Annotated in this window: 14 protein-coding genes; 7 read left to right on the forward strand and 7 right to left on the reverse strand. The window is 69.0% G+C overall.

Annotation, left to right across the window (positions count from 1 at the left end):
* Positions 1-642 precede the first annotated feature (642 nt).
* From VFW71_03175 to VFW71_03190, 4 genes are all read right to left on the reverse strand, one after another.
* Positions 643-1,080 (reverse strand): PIN domain-containing protein, encoded by a 438-nt coding sequence (locus VFW71_03175; GenBank protein HEU5001765.1) that lies wholly within the window; start codon positions 1,078-1,080, stop codon positions 643-645.
* Positions 1,077-1,283: a hypothetical protein gene (locus VFW71_03180; protein HEU5001766.1), complete on the reverse strand. Its 207-nt coding sequence runs from the start codon at positions 1,281-1,283 to the stop codon at positions 1,077-1,079. Before VFW71_03180 ends, VFW71_03175 begins: the two co-directional genes overlap by 4 nt.
* A gap of 374 nt (positions 1,284-1,657) precedes the next feature.
* The gene (locus VFW71_03185) at positions 1,658-2,296 is read right to left on the reverse strand and encodes a hypothetical protein (protein ID HEU5001767.1); all 639 of its coding nucleotides are present in this window, start codon (positions 2,294-2,296) and stop codon (positions 1,658-1,660) included.
* A gap of 767 nt (positions 2,297-3,063) precedes the next feature.
* Entirely contained in the window at positions 3,064-3,306 is a 243-nt protein-coding gene (locus VFW71_03190) for a hypothetical protein (protein ID HEU5001768.1), read from the reverse strand.
* A 934-nt stretch (positions 3,307-4,240) separates the two neighbouring features.
* Between VFW71_03190 and VFW71_03195 the strand changes: the two genes are divergently transcribed.
* The 7 genes from VFW71_03195 (at position 4,241) to VFW71_03225 (ending at position 9,632) form a co-directional block, all read left to right on the forward strand.
* Positions 4,241-4,384 carry a hypothetical protein gene (locus tag VFW71_03195; protein ID HEU5001769.1) on the forward strand — a complete coding sequence of 48 codons (144 nt, stop codon included), beginning with the start codon at positions 4,241-4,243 and terminating at the stop codon, positions 4,382-4,384.
* 152 nt (positions 4,385-4,536) lie between these two features.
* Positions 4,537-5,685 (forward strand): 4Fe-4S dicluster domain-containing protein, encoded by a 1,149-nt coding sequence (locus VFW71_03200; GenBank protein HEU5001770.1) that lies wholly within the window; start codon positions 4,537-4,539, stop codon positions 5,683-5,685.
* Position 5,686: 1 nt separating this feature from the next.
* On the forward strand, positions 5,687-6,157 hold the full coding sequence (locus VFW71_03205; GenBank protein HEU5001771.1) for a cyclic nucleotide-binding domain-containing protein: 471 nt from the start codon (positions 5,687-5,689) through the stop codon (positions 6,155-6,157).
* Positions 6,147-7,004, forward strand: a complete 858-nt coding sequence (locus VFW71_03210; GenBank protein ID HEU5001772.1) for an FAD/NAD(P)-binding protein — start codon at positions 6,147-6,149, stop codon at positions 7,002-7,004. The genes VFW71_03205 and VFW71_03210 overlap by 11 nt, the downstream gene beginning before the upstream one ends.
* Positions 7,001-7,780, forward strand: a complete 780-nt coding sequence (locus tag VFW71_03215) for an oxidoreductase (protein ID HEU5001773.1) — start codon at positions 7,001-7,003, stop codon at positions 7,778-7,780. The genes VFW71_03210 and VFW71_03215 overlap by 4 nt, the downstream gene beginning before the upstream one ends.
* Entirely contained in the window at positions 7,777-9,078 is a 1,302-nt protein-coding gene (locus tag VFW71_03220) for a Ni/Fe hydrogenase subunit alpha (GenBank protein ID HEU5001774.1), read from the forward strand. The genes VFW71_03215 and VFW71_03220 overlap by 4 nt, the downstream gene beginning before the upstream one ends.
* A gap of 14 nt (positions 9,079-9,092) precedes the next feature.
* Positions 9,093-9,632 carry a hydrogenase maturation protease gene (locus VFW71_03225; GenBank protein HEU5001775.1) on the forward strand — a complete coding sequence of 180 codons (540 nt, stop codon included), beginning with the start codon at positions 9,093-9,095 and terminating at the stop codon, positions 9,630-9,632.
* On the opposite strand, the gene VFW71_03230 is transcribed toward VFW71_03225, so the two are convergent.
* The 3 genes from VFW71_03230 to nifJ all read right to left on the reverse strand — a co-directional run bounded on the left by VFW71_03230 (position 9,625) and on the right by nifJ (position 16,175).
* Positions 9,625-10,449 (reverse strand): Gmad2 immunoglobulin-like domain-containing protein, encoded by an 825-nt coding sequence (locus VFW71_03230; protein HEU5001776.1) that lies wholly within the window; start codon positions 10,447-10,449, stop codon positions 9,625-9,627. The two genes, VFW71_03225 and VFW71_03230, sit on opposite strands and share 8 nt — an antisense overlap.
* A gap of 1,020 nt (positions 10,450-11,469) precedes the next feature.
* Positions 11,470-12,492 (reverse strand): dihydroorotate dehydrogenase-like protein, encoded by a 1,023-nt coding sequence (locus VFW71_03235; GenBank protein ID HEU5001777.1) that lies wholly within the window; start codon positions 12,490-12,492, stop codon positions 11,470-11,472.
* On the reverse strand, positions 12,489-16,175 hold the full coding sequence (gene nifJ, locus VFW71_03240) for a pyruvate:ferredoxin (flavodoxin) oxidoreductase (protein ID HEU5001778.1): 3,687 nt from the start codon (positions 16,173-16,175) through the stop codon (positions 12,489-12,491). Before nifJ ends, VFW71_03235 begins: the two co-directional genes overlap by 4 nt.
* Positions 16,176-16,183: the final 8 nt, after the last annotated feature.

Raw genomic sequence — 16,183 nt, forward strand, 5'->3', positions numbered from 1 at the left:
CCCCGGGAGGGGACCTCAAGGTGGATTTCGGACGGACCTCAGACGGTTGGGCAGATCTGCTGGCCACCGCTGGGCAGTTTTCGTGGCCGCCAGCGGGCAGGTTCGTGGCCGTCTACGGGCAGTTTTTCATGGCCGCTAACAGCTATTGCCTTTCTGAGCCCAACGCCGAAGCCTAGATATCGGCCTCCGACGCCGACGGAGGCCTTCATGCACGACTACAGCCGAAGGGCCACAAAAGGCCGCGATCCCAGCCATGATAGTGGGAGCAGCAATCGCCTGTATAGGCTTGTTGGGTCTTTTTAGCCTGTCTCACTAAATAATGGACCGCGCGGATGTCCTGGCGAGAGGTTTCCTATCCTATCGCACGATGTCTTCGAGCGTGAGAATCGAGCCCTCTGGACTCCTCGGGGCGGCGGTTGCGATGTTGGTCGGCGCCGCCATGCTGAGCCTCTTTGTACTCGGGAATGAGCGTTATACTCGTCTTGAGATTCGCAGGTACTACAATCGATCTTGGGTCAAACGCATGCATCGAGCGGTCATCGCGGCTGCTGTCGCAGGCGGAGTGGTCTGCCTCCTGCTCGCTGGCCTGATCATCCTCGAGCGCAGCCACTGAGGCGGTCCCTCCCGGTGGCCAGAGTCGATCTACGGGCGCTCCTTCATACGGAGAAGCTGAAGCCCCGGGGCGCCGACAAACAGTTGGTCGTGAGAAACCAGCGCGATATCCAGCCGGATAGCAATCGCTGCGATCCAGCGGTCCCCGTCATGCACCTTGTGCGCCAGGGCATGGCCCGCACGGCGGCAGTGCTGACGGAGCTCGGCGCAGACGGTGACCGTCGCGTCGTCAGGTTGCACGACAGTCAGTTGGCTGACGCGCCGCTCCAGACTCCGGCGGCGAACGTCGCCCCAGCCCGCTGAAAGCGCCCCGTAGCGCAGCTCCATCAGTGTCTGGAAGGCGATCAGGACAGGCCTCGCGCCAACCAGCTCGCGGTACTCGTCGGCGAGATCCTTGGGGCGGTCATCCAGGAGCCAGCTGATGACCATCGTGTCGACGACGAGGCCGGTCAGCGGGGCGGGGTTCATTCTTGAGCCAAAGCCTCCTGGAAGCGGGCCCACTCCTCTTCGCTGAGGTCCTGGTCCACGAGGTCCCGCGGCGGGGGCAGCCGCCGCGCCCGACGCAGGGCCTCCGCCGGCGGATAGATCGCGCGGTGCAACTCGGGTTCAGGTTCGACGACTGACACGCAGTCAAGTCTACTGATCGAGCCGTCCAGCAGGCTCTGGTCCACACTTGGTCCACATCACCACGGACAACGGCGGTCAGCGACGGACAACGAGGGGCCGCCTGAAACGGCTCTTGAGCAGCCCAAACGCGCATTTGCCCAGGTCACCGGGGTGCTCGACCCAAATCTTACAAGGCAGGGGTCGCTGGTTCGAGCCCAGCAGCGCCCACGTGTTAAAGCTTGCATATATGTGTCAGAAATTAGTATTGTATGTACCTATTGCTGTCTGCTGGGCGTCCGTGGGAGCTTGGTCCACACCAGGCCCGGGGCCAATCCCCTGGCAGTCCTTTTGAACAAGCGGATCGCGCGGAACGAGCCAAATCCTTGGATCGCCATTTATTTCGTACTGATTAGATGGCACCGGAGGTCACCCACGCAGCTCAAGTGCGCCGCCGTCTGGGCGGATGGTTGCTGATCACGCGGGCCCCGACGGCCGTCGCTGCCGCCTCGATACGATCGGGCTCGTCGATAGAGAACAGCCACTCCCGTCCGTCGGAGAGCCTGAAGCTGCAGGCATCGAGTCGGTGCAGCTCCCAACGCCTAAGACTGAGGCAGTTCATCTCTGCCACATCGTTCCAACTCAGCACAATGTCGTGTGCACCGTATTGTCGGCTCTTCGGCAACGGTTTCCAGGCGACATACTGCGGCGCCACCTCGATATCGCCGTAGAGGGCTACGTCCTCCTCGGCGGCGAGACGCTGACTGCGGTCGAAGGCGCAAAGATCGTGCGACCAGCATGTCGCGTTGGCCGTCGCCAGGACTCCGACCGGCAGGCGCAGGCGGCGGGGCCTTCGGTCCCACCATGGCCACGCAACGTAGAACCCGACGACGAACAAAGCGCCGGCGCCCAGTTCGAGGCCAGTGATCTTGACACCGTCCCTGACGACGCCCTCCAGCGCAAGGACTGCAAGCGCGCTGGTAGCCGGGACCGCACGATTCCAGCGTCGGCGTCTCGACTGCTCACGAAATCGCTCGACGCCTCCAACCCAACTGCCTCCATGCACCCTTATTTCAGCCATAGGCAGCTAATCGGTAGCGAACCTCCAGCGCTTGAGTCCATGACCCGCGCGCCGTGAGCCGATGCAGGCAAAGTCGCTCGCTTTCGGGTGGCGGCCGTCCGACCACGGGCCTTATCGGCACTCTGCACGCCCGTCCGCTGCGCTAAGTGATACGAATGTGCGCGCCAGATGAAGCCGGCCCCGCTGCGCGGAAAGGGATCCCGACAGCGAGGGCGGGGGCGGACGGAGGTCCCTCCCTTCATGACCGGTAGGGCTCATGGTCGGTCACCCGGACGAGCTTCAATCCGTCCGGCGAGTTGCCAGGATTAGAGGCCCGGTTACTCTGCGTCGTCCGATCGTGTGCACGCAACGGATATCTCATGCGGGCGCAGCATGCCAACCGTGACGATCGATAAGCTAGCGTCGGGCCCGCCGTGGGGGGCGGCGTTCAGCCGAAGTATTCGCGTCAAGGGCGCTCCCCAGACTTGCCACGAGAGGCCCCAGTAGGCCCGGGCGTCGGCAATCGTGTGCCACCGCGAGCACGACACTGTCATCGGCGCGCGTGACGTACACGACTTGGTACGGGAACCGACGAACTCGCACTCGACGGACCTCGAGCACTGGATCGATGCCCTCGACAGGCAAGCCGGCCGGCGGCCGAAGGGCCATGGCCTGGAGGGCCAAACCCACCTCGGCCACGAGCTCGCGGCCCAGCCCCACCCGTTGGTACTCGTACCACTCGGCTGCTTCTTCGATCTCGGCGGACGCTCTCGGGTCGAGCGCGACCTTCACCTGCTGGAGAGCTTGCGCAGGATCAGGTGCTCGACGGTGGCCCAGTCCTCAGGGATAGTGTCGCCGGAGCGGGCGCTGCGGGCGCGGCCCTCAATCTCGCGGAGCCATTCGTCCGAGTCGACTTCTAGTCCGCCCTTGGGCCCCGGCAGGCTGGCGAGGAGCTCGGCGGCGATGCCGGCGCGGTCTCTGTCGGACAGCGCCAGTGCCTCCTGGAGAACCGTCGCCGCATCGCTTTCCATCTCGTCAGGGTATCCCTCGCTCGCCCTCACTGTCGGCGCCCTCAACCTGGAGGCGAAGCTGCCCCCCACCCCGTAGAGGGCCTCCGTTCGCATTAGGAAACCGAGAGGAGAGCCGTCGTGCCAACTAGATGGGGGCACCTCGCGGCCGCGCTCGACGTAATGCCACCACAGCCGGATAGATCACGCTGCTGAGCTCGCTACTCGGGTTCGACGCCGGACGCGCTGGCCAATCTGACGACACTCGCGGCCGGATCCCTGGTCCACATTTGGTCCACATCACGACGGACAACAGCGGTCAGTGATGGACAGCCAGGGTAAGCCCGAAACGGCTCCTGAGCAGCCAAAACCCGCATTTGCCCAGGCCACGTGGGTGCGCGACCCAAATCTTACAAGGCAGGGGTCGCTGGTTCGAGCCCAGCAGCGCCCACAGTGCAGATGGTCGTAAACATATGTAGACATGGGCAATATCGTCTAGCAGTGTGTCTGGTTTGAGGTGCTCGCGCGGCTCCCGGCGGACGGCTTGGTCAACATCGCTCTGAGGGCTAGCCACTGTCCAGCATCTCAGATGGCGTTCTAAGCGTTGCTCCGGATCTCATTCCGATCGGGCTTGGCCATTCCGATGCCCGCGTTGCCAGATGGGTCTGTCGTTTCAACCATGTGGCTGCCCGTCCCTGCCGTACAGGTTGACCTCGCTCGTCCCATTTAGCACATAGTGTGCTATCTAAAGACCATTAGGCTGATGGCGGCATACGGGTGGGTCACCTTCCGGCTGTCTGGCGAGGTTACTAGTGGTCCACCGTTTGTCAATTATGCCGGCGTTCGACTGCCCTTGCATCCCGCCTGGTGGCCTTGCTCCCGGGTGCTTGGAGGCCAGCCGCGGCATGTAGGAGTGCGTCGGAACTCCTCGTTAATGCAGCTTGCTTAAGCCCGGACCATGGATCTTCAGCTTCTCCGCCCTGTCGGCGGCGGCGTGGACTGCCGGGGCGTCGCGATCGGCGTCGCCGCAGTCTCCCTTTACGGCGTCTACGACACGTCGGAGCACCTGCTGCCCCGGGCCACCAAGCCGCAGGCTGCCTAACCAGGAGGGCGGGCGGAAGGAGGCGGGACGCAAGGGGCCCGCCTCCTTCGCGTAGCAGCGGCACGGTGGGAGGCGGTGCCGGTCCAAAAGGACGGCCCGCGGCAGGCCAGTCGGCCCTTCTGGGCGCCCCAGGGGGCCAGCACAATGCACCTATGGACACCGCTCCCGGCTCCGCTCCGGCACTTCACCCAGGCGACCGGCGTGCCATCGATGCCAGTGGGCTGGACCTGCTGATCGGCGCATTGGCCGCCGACGGCTACCAGGTGATCGGTCCGGTGGTGCACGACGGGGCCATCGTCTACGGCGAGGTCCGCGGGCTGGCCGACCTGCCGACCGGGTGGGGCGACGTGCAAGAACCGGCGAGCTACCGGCTCCGGCGCCGGGATGACCGGGCGGCGTTCGGGTACGCGGTCGGGCCGCACTCGTGGAAGCGCTACCTGTTCCCCCCCCGGAGCTTGCTGTGGCGGGCGCAGCACTCCGGCGACACCGTCGTCATCGATGAACCGGATCCGTCGGCCGCTCCCCGCTATGCCTTTCTCGGCGTACGGGGATGCGAGCTTGCGGCCATCCGGATCCAGGACCGCGTGTTCCTCGGCAGCGGCACGGTCGATCCCACCTACGCCGCCCGGAGGGAGCCCGCCTTTATTGTTGCCGTTCACTGCTCGACCCCTGCCGCCACCTGCTTCTGCACGTCGATGGGAACCGGCCCTGCTGCGGGTGAGGGCCACGATCTCGCCCTTGCCGAGGTCGTCGACGGCGACGACGTGACCTACGTCGTCGAGGTCGGCACGCAGCGGGGTGCGGCGGCACTGGCACGGGTGCCCCTCCGGCCCGCCACCCCCGCCGACGATCTGGGGGAGGCGGCGATGATCGACGCTGCAGCGGCCCACATCGAGCGGCACCTGGCCCCTGACGGCCTGCGGGAGCTCCTGGCGGCGAAGCGAGATCACCCGCGCTGGGACGACGTGGCGGACCGCTGCCTGGCCTGCGGCAACTGCACCATGGTGTGCCCCACCTGCTTCTGCTCGACGGTCGAAGACACCTCCTCCCTCGACGGGTCTGCTGCGGAGCGCTGGCGGCGATGGGATACCTGCTACGCGCTCGATTTCACCCACCTCCCGGACGGCTCCGTTCGCAATTCGACCCGGTCGCGCTACCGCCAGTGGCTGACCCACAAGCTGGGGACCTGGATCGACCAGTTCGGGACCTCGGGCTGTGTCGGCTGCGGGCGGTGCATCAGCTGGTGCCCGGCGGGGATCGATCTCACCGAGGAGATCCGCGCCCTGCGGGAGGAGGCCTGAGATGGAGCGGAGCATTGCCGACTTGCTCGCCGCCCACCCGGTGTTTGCCGGGCTGGCCCTGGAGGACTTGGCACTGATCGCCGGTTGCGGCCGCAACACGGCCTTCCCGCCCGGCTACTACCTGTTCCGGGAGGGCGCCCGGGCCGACCAGTTCTTCGTGGTGCGCGAGGGCCGCGTGGCCGTCGAGATCTTTGTCCCGGACCGTGGCGGGCTGGTGGTCGACACCGTCGATCCGGGAGAGGTCGTCGGGGCTTCCTGGCTTTTCCCTCCCTACGCCTGGGAGGTCGACGCTCGTTGTGTGGAAGCAGTGCGGGCGGTGGCGTTGGACGGTGCCTGCCTGCGCACCAAGTGCGACGGGGACCCGCGGCTGGGCTACGAATTGATGAAGCGCTTCGCCCGGGTCCTGCACGAGCGGATCCAGTCGGCGCAGCTCCGGCTGCTGGACCTCTACGGGACGCCCGGTGGGCGCTGAGCCGCTCGCCGCCGACCGGTCGGCGGTCGAGCCCGCACCGATGACCCCGCGTCCCCACCGCGTCCTGCGGGTTCGCCGTGAGACCCCCGGTGTGGTCACCCTCGCCCTCGCCCCGCTCCTGGGTGACCCCGAACCCGGCGCTCCCGGCCAGTTCAACATGGTAGGTGCCTTCGGCGTCGGGGAGGCCGCCATCTCGGTCAGCGGCGTTGGGCCCGACGGCGCCATCCTGCACACCGTGCGCGATGTCGGCGCGGTCACCCACGCCCTGGCCCGGGCGCCGCGGGGCAGCCTCCTTGGCGTGCGTGGACCCTACGGGCGGGGGTGGGACCTGGCGGGCTCTCTGGGCGGGGACGTGGTCGTCGTCGCCGGCGGTCTCGGGCTCGCCCCGCTGCGGCCGTTGATCCGGGCGCTCAGCCTCCGGCGAAACGGGTTCGGGCGCATCAGCGTGCTCGTCGGTGCGCGCTCGCCGGAGCAGCTGCTCTTCCTCGCCGAGACCAGCCGCTGGCGAGCCCGCGGCCTGCACGTCGACGTGACCGTCGATCAGGCAGCTGTCGGGTGGAGTGGTCGGGTCGGGCTGGTGACCCGGCTGATCGATGGCGCCGTTCTCCATCCCAGCGCCACCACCGGCTTCGTCTGCGGCCCCGAGGTGATGATGCGCTTCACGGCCCGGGCGCTGATGTCGGCCGGCGTGGAGCCCTCGCGGATCCAGTTGTCGATGGAGCGCAACATGCGCTGCGGGGTCGGGCTGTGTGGCCACTGCCAGCTGGGGCCGTTCTTTGTGTGCCGGGACGGCCCGGTCTTCGGCCACGAGGTGGTCGGCCCCCTGATGGAGGTGCGCGAGCTGTGAGCGCACGTCGCAGGCCCCGCCTGGCCGTATGGAAATTCTCGTCGTGCGACGGCTGCCAGTTGAGCCTGCTCGACTGCGAGGACGAGCTGCTCGCCCTGGCCGGCCAGGTTGAGATCGCCTACTTTCAGGAGGCGACCTCGGCCACCGCCGGCGGGCGCTACGACTTATCGCTCGTCGAGGGGTCGGTCACCACCCCCGGGGACGCCGAACGGATCCGCAAGATCCGCGCTGCCTCCCGGCGCCTGGTCACGATCGGCGCCTGCGCCACCTCCGGCGGCATCCAGGCCCTGCGCAATTCCGCCGGGGTGGAGGGGTTCCTCGAGGCGGTGTACGCGCATCCCGAATACGTGGCCACGCTTGCCACCTCGACCGGCATCGCCGACCACGTACCCGTCGACTTCGAACTGCGCGGCTGCCCGGTCGACCGCCACCAGCTGCTCGAGGTGATCTCGGCGTTCCTGGCCGGCCGCCGCCCGGTCGTGCCTACCCACAGTGTCTGCGTCGACTGCAAGCTGGCCGGGACGGTGTGCGTCATGGTCGCCCGGGGGACGCCCTGCCTGGGCCCGGTGACCCAGGCTGGGTGCGGGGCGCTCTGCCCGGCGCATGCCCGGGGCTGCTACGGCTGCTTCGGCCCCGCCGAGACGCCGAACACCGCGGCGCTGGCCGGCCGGCTGGCGGCCCTCGGCATGCCCCGGCCGGCCCGCGAGCGCGTGTTCTCCACCTTCAACGTCAACGCTCCCGCCTTCGGTCCGGCCGCTGCGGGGACCGGGGAATGAGCTCCCGCATCCCGCTGCGCACGATCAGTGTCAGCGCCTTGGCCCGGGTGGAAGGGGAGGGGGCGATGACGGTCCGCGTGAAGGACGGCAAGGTGGACGGTGTCGAGTTGCGCCTGTACGAGCCGCCGCGCTTCTTCGAGGGGCTGCTGCGTGGCCGCTCATTCACCGAGCCACCCGACATTACCGCCCGCATCTGCGGGATCTGCCCGGTCGCCTACCAGATGACCGCCTGCCGGGCGATCGAGGACGCCGCCGGCGTCCGGGTCGGCGGACCGCTCCACGAGCTCCGACGCCTCCTCTACTGCGGGGAGTGGATCCAGAGCCACGCCCTGCACATCTACCTCCTCCATGCCCCCGATTTTCTGGGCTATGCCGGGGCGGTGGAGATGGCCGCCGACCACCGCGAGGCGGTCGAGCGGGGGTTGGCACTGAAAAAGGTGGGCAACGAGATCATGAAGCTGCTCGGGGGCCGGCCGGTGCACCCGGTCAACGTACGCGTCGGCGGCTTCTACCGGGTACCGGCCAAGGCCACGCTCCGGGGGTTGGCACCGGTGCTGGAGGCAGGGCTGGCCGCCGCGCTGGAGACGGTCAGCTGGGCGGCCGGCTTCGACTTCCCGGAGCTGGACATCGAGTCACCGCTGGTGGCCCTGCACGACCCAGACGGCTACGCAATCATCGATGGCCGCATCGTCTCCTCGGACGGGATCAACGCAAGTCAGGCTCAATTCCTCGAGGTGTTCGAGGAGTACCAGGTCCAGCACTCAACCGCCCTGCAGTCGCGCATCGTCGGGGCTGGCCACTACCTGTGCGGCCCGATCGCCCGTTACAGCCTCAACTACGCCCAGCTCACCCCGGTGGCCCGCGAGGCCGCCTCCGCCGCCGGGCTGGGCACGAGCTGCCGAAGTCTCTTCCGCAGCATTATCGTGCGGGCGGTTGAGGTGGTCGAAGCATGCTCCCAGGCGCTCGGGATCATCGAGGGCTACGAGGAGCCCCCGATGCCGGCGGTGCCGGTCGATGCCGCCGGCCTCACCGGCCACGCCTGTACCGAGGCGCCGCGGGGGTTGCTCTACCACCGCTACCGGATCGGCGATGACGGGCTCATCGCCTCGGCCCAGATCACCCCACCGACGTCGCAGAACCAGGCCCAGATCGAGCATGACCTCGCCGCCTTCGTAGGGCGCAATCTCGACCTCGGGGTCCCCGAGCTCACGCTTCGCTGCGAGCAGCTGATCCGCAGTTACGACCCATGCATCTCCTGCGCGACGCATTTCCTAAGCCTGCAGGTGGTGGGGCGATGAGTGCGGGGTCGAGGATGGCCGTCGTTGGGGTCGGCAACCGTCTCCGAGGCGACGACGGCATCGGGCCCGCCGTCATTGAGGCCCTCGGTCGCCGCTGTCGGGGCCCGCACGTGCGCCTGGTCTGCTGTGAGGGGGATGTCACCGAGCTGATCGAGGCCTGGTCCGGAGCCACGAGCGTCATCGTCATTGACGCGGTGCAATCGGGGGCGCCGCCGGGGTCACTGCACCTGTTGCCGTTGACCGGCATCGGGTGGACTCACCGCCGTCCGGGAAGCTCGCACGGGCTCGGGATCCAGGAGGCAGTGGGGCTCGCCCGCCAACTCGGCCGGGTGCCCGGCGACCTGACGCTGATCGGGGTCGAGGCGTCGCAGTTCGAGCTCGGTGCGCCGCTGTCGCAACCGGCCAAAACCGGGGTCGACCAGGTGGTGGCGCTGCTCGAGTATGAACTCGCCCAGGCCGGCCCGGGCGTGCTGCGGGATGCTGGCCACGGGGCCCGGCGTAGCCCGGCGGTCGCCGCAGCGAACGGCGTCACGGCTCGGGTCCCAGTCAGCTGAAGCTGACGGAGATGCCCGCTGCGTCAATGATCGAGCCGTCCTTCGGCGATCGGCTGAATCCGAACGCCGTCCCGGTGGCAGTCTGGGGAGGCGCGAAGTCCAGCCGGGCACGGAAGGGGGTCCAGTCACCCATCGAGCCCCCCGTTCCCGTCGCCTCCGCAAGCACGCGGCCGCTGGCGTCGAGAACTTGGAACGAGGTCGAGCCCTCGAAGGTACTGGCGGACCCCGGACCCGTCAGTGGGCTGCTGACCGCGTCGCCAGGGATTGGGTTCTCGATGAGGATGGCCGGTGTCAGGGCTGCGAACGAGCCCCGCGTCAGCGGATTGGCAGCCCCCGCCGGGTCGGCGACCAGCTGGCCGTCCACCTCGACCTTCACCGAGTGAACTGTCGTGAACTGGGTCAGCGTGAACACCGCCTCGGCGAGCCGGGCGCCCACGCTGCCGGCTCCCGGCTCCAGGAAGGTTGCATCGAAGTTGGCGGTAGCGATGCCTTGGCTGAGCACCACTGAACGAGCGCGGGTGCCGGCTGGGATCGCCGAGGCCAGACCCGCCGCTGCTGCCGCCGGCGCTGGCACGGCCAGCAGGGCGTCGATTGCCCCGGCCGCAACGGCAGTGGGTGACCGGAGTGATGGCGTGCGCCGCCGCGAGCCTGCCGTCCCGGAGGAAGTAGCCGGCGACCACCAGCCCACCGGCGGGCGGCGGGGTCGGGGGGGTGGGGCCCGGCGCCGTGCTTGCAGCGATCGAAGGGCTGGCGCTGGGTGAGGCGGCCGGAAAGGGGGAACCGGTGGTCGGCGGACCGCCTCCGGATGGACGCCCACCAGCGCAGCTGGCCGCCAGCACCAGGGCAAGGCAGCAGGCCACTGAGCGCCGTCGGCGGAGCCCGCTCCGCGGGTCGCCGTGAGCGGGCAACGGTCCGAACGGCGAGAACATGGCTGGGCTGCTGCAGCCCGGTGCGAGGTCCTGGCTCCGGCCGTAGTGGACGCGCCTGGCCGCCGTCAGGAGTCCGCCACCGACCATTGCAGGCAGGAGAAAAGGAACGCATGGCCGAGACGCTAAAGGGCCGACCAGTTGCCTGCGCCAGGGTCATCGAAACCTCCCGTCCTAATCCCACGCTTTTGTACCGCCTGCCGCCAGGTTCAGGTACGGCCAGGGGCCCCGAACCTGAAGGCGTTCCGGCTCCATCGGCGACCGCCAGCCGCCGTTGAGGAACTGTCCCAAGGCAAAAGGCGGGCCAAACGGCTCTGGACTGGTGCCGGCCGATCCCGCAGACTCGGTCACAATGGTGGGGCCGCGACCTGCGTTGGGGAGGCGGCCCGGAACTTCCGGACGGCGACGGTGGCCGCCGGACCGGGTACCGCCGCCGGGGCGCCTCCGGGGGCATGGCAGCGGTGTTGCCGGGAGCCGTTTTCAATTTCAATCACCCCGGCCATTACCTGCTCTGGGGTGTGGTGCAGATCTCGGTGGCCAACGTCGCCGTGATCGCCTCGATGGTGGCTGTTCGTCGTCGCCCTGTTCGTGCCCTTCCCTGGCCACCGGCGGAAGCCGTGAGCACGCCGCTGAAGGGCCCGGCCAACTGGACTGGACGCCTCCCTACGGCCGTCGCCGGCGCCCTGCCGCCCGAGCGGCTGCTACCTGATCGCCAGCCCGCCTACAAGGGCAGCTGGATCTACTCATCCTGGACGTCGGGGCCGGCGAGCCCGAGGAGTTCTCCCTGCCGGCCGGTCCGGATGCCCACTTCATCATCCGGTCCCGCGTCTTTGTCGCCCATGAGTTCGGCGCCCTGGCGAGCACCCCGTTGCCGCTCCGCTGCCGGGCCATACCGGGCCGTCTGCACCCGGCTACTGCCCGACCATCGTGTCGGGTGGCGAGTAGTTGGTCAGCGCCTTCATGTACTGCACCCGCTCGAACGCGGCGGGATCGGCGGCGCTTTGCTGGCTCATGGCGCCCTGCAGCTGGCGGACCGACGTGTACCCGTGGTTGGCCATCCAGCCGGAGAGCTCGGCCAGGACGAGCCCGAGGTGCTCGGGCCCGTTGGCCAGCAAGGCCGAGGCCATCATGGCGACGTCGGCGCCGGCCAGGAGGACCTTGACCGCGTCGGTGGCCGAATGGATGCCCCCGGTGGCGGCGAGCGACACCCGCAGATGGCCGCGCAGGAGCGCAATCCAGCGCAGCCTCAAGCGCAGCTCGTCGGGCAAACTCAGGTGGACCTTCGACACCACGGCCATCCGGTCCAGGTCGATCTCCGGCTGCACGAAGCGGTTGAACAGCACCAGGCCATCGGCGCCGGCGGCCTCGAGCCGGATCGCCATATGGGCCATGGCAGTGAAGTACGGCGAGCACTTGACGGCCAGCGGGACCGTTACCGCCGCACGGACCGACGCGACCAGCTCGAGCAGCTCCTGCTCGATTGCCCGGCCGCTGACCTCCGGGTCGGCGGCAACCTCGTAGACGTTCAACTCGATGGCGTCGGCGCCGGCGTCCTGCAGGCGCCGGGCATAGCGAAGCCACCCTCCCCGGGTGGACCCGTTGAGGCTGGCGATCACCGGGATGGCCAGGGTGCTCTTGGCCCGCTCCAGGTGGCGGAGGTAGCCGTCCGGACCGGTGTTGTAGTCATCAAGCTGCGGGAAGTAGTCCCATGCCTCCGGATGGCTCTCGGCGCCGAAGAAGAGCAGCCGGTGGACCTCCAGCTCCTCGTGGACGATCTGCTCTTCGAACAGCGAGGGCAGTACCACTGCGCCGGCGCCGGCGTCCTCGAGGCGCACCAGCGTGTCGAGCGAGGCTCCGAGTGGCGACGCCGAGGCCACCAGCGGGTTGCGGAGTGGCATCGCCAGGTAGTGGGTGGTCAGGTCGAGGACGCTCATCCGTCACCTCCGCCACCCAACGGCCCGCCGGCACCCGGTGCTCCGGCCGCTCCGGCTCGCCGCGGCGTGGCCACCTCCGGGGTGGCTACCCCCGGAGCGGTGCGCTCCACGCCGGCCATCTGCTCGTAGAAGCGCCACCGGTTGTCGATGTCGTCCTGGAGCAGGCCGAGCAGCCGGTCGGCCTGCTCCGGCCGGCTGCGCGCCAGCATGGCGAAGCGCCCCTCCTTGGCCACGAACTCCTTCAGCGTGCGCTTCGGCTTGTGCGAGTCGAGGGTCAGCGGGTGACGCCCCGGGGCCGCCAGCCGGGGGTCGTAGCGGTACAGCGGCCAGTAGCCGGCGTCGACCGCCTCCTTCTGGTGGCTCATCCCCTCCCGCATGTCGATACCATGGGCGATGCAGTGGCTGTAGGCCAGCACCAGGGACGGTCCGTCGTAGGACTCCGCCTCGACAAGCGCCCGGAGCGCCTGCGGGTTGTCGGCCCCCAGGGCAACCTGGGCCACGTAGATACTTCCGTAGGCCATGGCCAGCAGTCCCAGGTCCTTCTTCGGCGAGGTCTTGCCCCCCGAGGCGAACTTGGCCATCGCGGCCCGCGGGGTCGACTTTGACGCCTGCCCGCCGGTGTTGGAGTACACCTCGGTGTCCAGCACCAGCACATTGACGTTGGCCCCCGAGGCAAGCACCTGGTCGAGCCCGCCGAAGCCGATGTCGTAGGCCCAGCCGTCGCCGCCGACGATCCACACGCTGCGGGCGACCAGGTCGCCGGCCAACGTCTCCAGCTCCCGCGCCAGGTCGCCGGGGACCGGCCGCAGGGCGTTGCCCAGCTCTTCGACCCGCCGGCGTTGGGCGGCGATCGCCCGGTCGTCCGATCCCTCTTCGGCCAGGATGGCCGCCGCCAGGGCGGTGCCGATTGCCGGGGCGAGTGCCTGGACCAGGCGGCGCGCCCGTGCTGCCCGCTGGTCGAGCGCCAGGCGGATCCCTAGGCCGTACTCGGCGTTGTCCTCGAACAGCGAGTTCGACCAGGCCGGCCCCCGGCCATCGGGCCCCACCGACCACGGGGTCGTCGGCAGGTTGCCGCCGTAGATGGAGGAACACCCCGTCGCGTTGGCGATGACCAGCCGGTCGCCGAACATCTGCGAGATCAGCTTGAGATACGGAGTCTCGCCGCACCCGGCGCAGGCCCCGGAGAACTCGAAGAGCGGTGGGAGCGTCTGCGAGCCCTTGACGGTGTGCCCGTCGACCCCGGCCCGGGACGGGTCGGGCAGTCCGAGGAAGAAGTCGAACGAGGCGCGCTCGGTGTCGGCGTGGCGAGCCGACGGCTCCATGTTGATCGACTTGTGCCGGACCTGCTCCTTGGCGTGGGCGGGGCAGACGTCGACGCAGATGCCGCACCCGGTACAGTCGTCCGGGGCGACCTGGATCGTGAGCAGCTTGCCCGGAATCTCCTTGGAGTGGAACGGCTTGCTCCGGAACCCACCTGGAGCCCCCGCCAGGGCGGTCGGCTCGTAGACCTTCATCCGGATGGCGGCGTGCGGGCAGACCAGCGCGCACTTGCCGCAGTCGATGCAGATACTGGGGTCCCAGACCGGGATCTCCGCCGCCATCGCCCGCTTCTCCCATCGGGCCGTCCCAGTCGGGAAGGTGCCGTCGACGGGCAGTGCACTCACCGGCAGCTGGTCACCCTTGCCCGCCATTATGGCCGCGGTCACCCGCTGCACGAAGTCGGGCGCCCCGGCCGGGACGATCGGCGACCGCCGACGGCCCCCGGCCACCCTCCCGGCAAGGCTGACCTCGCTGAGGCCAGCCAGCGCGCCGTCGACGGCTGCGTAGTTCCTGGCCAGGACGGTCTCGCCGCGCTTGGCGTAGGTGGCGGCGATCGATGCCTTGATGGCGGCGATGGCGTCGCCGGGATCGAGGAGGCCGGACAGGGCGAAGAAGCAGGTCTGCAGCACGGTGTTGATCCGGACGCCGAGGCCGGCCGCGGCGGCGACGGAGGCGCCGTCGACCACGGAGAAGCGCAGCTGTTTGGTCAGGATCTCCTCCTGCACCTCGGCGGGCAGATGAAGCCAGACTTCGCCCGGGCCGAACGGGCTGTTCAGCAGGAAGGTCGCCCCCGGCTTGGCTATCGAGAGCACATCCATGCGGGTGAGAAACGCGAACTGGTGGCAAGCGACGAAGTCGGCCTCCTGGAGCAGGTAGGTCGACCGGATGGGCTCCGGGGAGAAGCGCAGGTGGGAGACCGTCACCGAGCCCGACTTCTTCGAGTCGAGGACGAAATAGCCCTGTGCGTACAGGTTGGTGTGCTCGGATACGATCCTGACCGAGTTCTTGCTGGCCCCCACAGTACCGTCGCTGCCCAGGCCGAAAAACACCGCCCCCAGCACGCCGCCGTGAGCGATGCGGAATGACGGGTCGACCGCCAGGCTGGTGCCGGTGACGTCATCGATGATGCCCACGGTGAAGTGGTTCTTGGCATGCCGGGCCCGCAGCTCCTCGAAGACCGCGTGGGCCATGGCCGGGGTGAACTCCTTGGAGGACAAGCCGTAGCGGCCTCCGATGACCCGGGGGCCGGATCCGGGGAGCGCTGCGCCGCCCGCATCGGCTGGCGACCGCTCGGCCAGCGCGGTCACCACGTCGGTGTAGAGCGGTTCGCCGGGAGCCCCCGGCTCCTTGGTGCGGTCGAGCACCGCCACCGAGGTGACGGTGGCCGGGAGTGCGGCGGCGAGCGCAGTCGCCGCGAAGGGCCGGAATAGCCGCACCTTAAGGACTCCCACCCGTTCACCGCGGGCGTTCAGCTCGTCGACGGTCTCCTCGGCGGCCCCGCAGCCCGATCCCATCGCGATGATGACCCGGTCGGCCTCCGGATGGCCCACGTAGTCGAACAGGTGGTACCGCCGCCCGGTCAGCTCGCCGAAGGCGGCCATCGTCTCCCCGACAACGGTGGGCACCGCCGCGTAGAAGGGATTGGCAGCCTCCCGGGCCTGGAAGAACACGTCGGGGTTCTGAGCCGAGCCGCGGAGCACCGGATGGTCCGGGTTCATCCCTCGCCGGCGGTGCGCCAGCACGAGTTCCTCATCGACCAGTGCCCGGAGGGCGGTGGTGGGGAGCCGGTCGATCTGGTTGATCTCGTGGCTGGTCCGGAACCCGTCGAAGAAGTGCAGGAAGGGGACCCGGGCACGCAGCGTCGCCGCGTGGGCGATGGCAGCGAGGTCCTGCGCTTCCTGGACGCTGGACGAGGCGAGCATGGCGAAGCCGGTCGTGCGGGCGGCCATTACGTCGCTGTGGTCGCCGAAGATGGAAAGGGCGTGCGTGGCCACCGTGCGAGCCGCCACGTGGATGACTGCCGGGGCGAGCTCGCCGGCGATCTTGAACATATTCGGCAGCATCAGCAGCAAACCCTGCGACGCCGTAAACGTCGTGGCCAGTGCGCCGGAGGTCAGGGCTCCGTGCACGGCGCCGGCGGCGCCTCCTTCGCTCTGCATCTCCACCACCTTCGGGACGCTGCCCCACAGGTTAGGGCGGCCGGCGGCAGCCCAGGCGTCGGCGGCCTCGCCCATTGCCGATGCGGGGGTGATCGGGTAGATGGCGATGACGTCGCTCAGCTGGTAGGCGACCTGAGCGGCGGCGTCGTTGCCGTCGGTGGCCGCAGTGCCCGGCGCGGTGGCTCCGCCTGCCGCTGGCGCCAGCGGCCCCG

Source organism: Actinomycetota bacterium, assembly GCA_035765775.1.
GTDB lineage: Bacteria > Actinomycetota > CADDZG01 > JAHWKV01 > JAOPZY01 > DASTWV01.